2 protein-coding genes are annotated in these 2,094 nt (G+C 55.0%); both read right to left on the bottom strand.

Annotated features, from left to right (window positions below):
* Positions 1 to 819: 819 nt before the first annotated feature.
* A complete protein-coding gene (locus tag B7G53_RS22265; RefSeq protein WP_369680290.1) occupies positions 820 to 1,779 on the bottom strand; it encodes an ISAzo13 family transposase in 960 nt (319 codons plus the stop codon).
* On the bottom strand, positions 1,776 to 2,094 hold a 319-nt coding region (locus B7G53_RS23085; protein ID WP_217992645.1), incomplete at its 5' end, for a hypothetical protein. The genes B7G53_RS22265 and B7G53_RS23085, both read right to left, overlap by 4 nt.

Genomic DNA, 2,094 nt, shown 5'->3' on the forward strand with positions numbered 1-2,094 from the left:
CTTGAACTCGGGGCTGTGTTTGCGGCGACGCGGAGCGCGAACGCCAGTTTCATTGGAGATAGTGTGCACGTGTCCACCTAAAGTTAAGTGGACACGAGGCTCCTATAAAGCTTGATCGGCTTCAAGATGCCACGGCCAGACGCTTACGGACCAAAGCTATAGGTGCTAGCGGTAGCGCTTGGCTGAGGCGACAAGATTGACGCGTTCATTTTTTTTATTGCTTCGTTGAGCAAGGTGTTGTCGCGCTCAAAATGTGTGTTGTTTCACGTTAAAGTTAAGTGGACACAATGCTCCTATAAAGCTTGATCGGCTTCAAGATGCCACGGCCAGACGCTTACGAAGCTTACCCTGCTGCACACCTGGTTTCACCGATTCGGGTTCGGCGAGATCGGTTCACTCGCGTGAACATCTGAGGCACTCCTATCTCGATAACCCAAGGGCTATACCTTCCATTCCTTCGGCCCTTCGCTTTCGGTCTACAGCCTCAGCGGCCTTGCCTACGACTACTACGGCCTCTGCTGACTTCTCGCTCCGGTTTGCACCGTCGCCCTTTCAGGCGCAAGGCGAGATCTCCCCAGGTAAGAACGCACTCTTTCATTGCACAACCGCCGGATTTACGCCGCCTTGCTTTGATCACGAGAGCTTTGCGGTTTCATGCCCGCTCGCCCTGCTTGGCAACGCCTTCTATCCGGTTCTTGTCCATCGGCTCGCAATTTACGCTCCACGCTTCCTTCCCACACTCGGTCGCCCTCATGCAGTTGCGCTTCACTTCGCTTGCTGTGATCAACTTAGGATCTGGCAAACAATAACTTCCCGGAATCAGCAGCCTTGAGGTAACGCACAGTAGTTCCAGCGCGGCAGGTGCGGATCGAAACGGATGCGTATGGTTTGGAGGAAGTCTGCGGCGCACTTTTTACCGGCTGCGTAAACGCCATCCAGGACGTCCACAGTCACTTTCAATCCGGTCGTGGTTTTTGTCTTCTGCATGAACTGTTTGGCGATGCCCACCGTGTGGAAGATAACCCCTTGGCAAGCCCGCGTCACATGGGCGAACAAGCGATGCTCGATTGGGTTGTGCTTGGAGTATGGCGGGTAGTGCGCGACACGGATTTCCAGCCCAAGCTGCTCGGCCAGCTTTTGTAGCGCCTCCTTGCACACATGCCGGTTGGAGGCGTTGGAGCCGCCGCCATCGCACAGCAGCAATAGTCGGCTGGCGTTGGGGTACTGGTGCACGCCATGCTGCGTCCACCAGTGCGCGATGCTGTCGCAGCAAAACTCGCTGGTGTCCACACTGGTGTTGAGGTGCACATAGCCCTCGTTGCGAGCCAAGTCATACAGACCATGCGGGATCAGTTTGCCCGTCCCCGCACTGGGGAAGTCGTGGTCCAGTGTTTGCACTTGGGTTTGTGTGTGGGTGGTGCCTTCGCGGGCAAAATTGCCGATCAGCTCTTTCTTCTTGGTGTCGATGCTGATGACCGGCTCACCTTGCTGTAAGTACAGCGCTTTGAGGCGGGCAATGTTTTCAAACTGCGCATTGCGATCAGGATGCATGCCCATGGACTTTTTCTTGCAGGCTTTGCGCTGGCCCAAATGGCTTTTCTTGAGCAATTTGCGCACCACGTGCCGACTCGCCGGTGTACCCATTTCAGCCAATCGCCTGCTGATCTCGCGTCTGGATAAATTGGTCCACAAAACACCTTCGCGCATCGGGTCGCCTGCTGTGAATTCCGCCAGAATTTTGTGGAAATTCTCCTGAAGCGTCGCACTGCTCTGGATCAGGCACTTGCGTCCGCCCCCTTTTTTCGAACCCGACTGGCTGCGGGGTCTTCTGCCAACTCCAACTCAGTGAGTCCTTGGCGCACGGTCTTGCCATCTATTTTGAACAGACCGCAGATGTACTCAAGTCCACCGTGCGTCAATTTCAAAACCTCAATCGCCGCGTACCGACGCCGATCCTTCTCCGATAGCGACGCAAATAGCCGCAGCATCTTCAACTCTATGTCTCTTGTATAGCCCATCGCTCTGCCAATCCATGCTCTATTTTCAGTAGCAGTGATCATCCCACGAGTGTCGGGAAAAATCGCATTCCGGGAA

Source organism: Polaromonas sp. AET17H-212, assembly GCF_002379085.1.
In the GTDB taxonomy this organism is placed as follows: Bacteria; Pseudomonadota; Gammaproteobacteria; order Burkholderiales; family Burkholderiaceae_C; genus Polaromonas.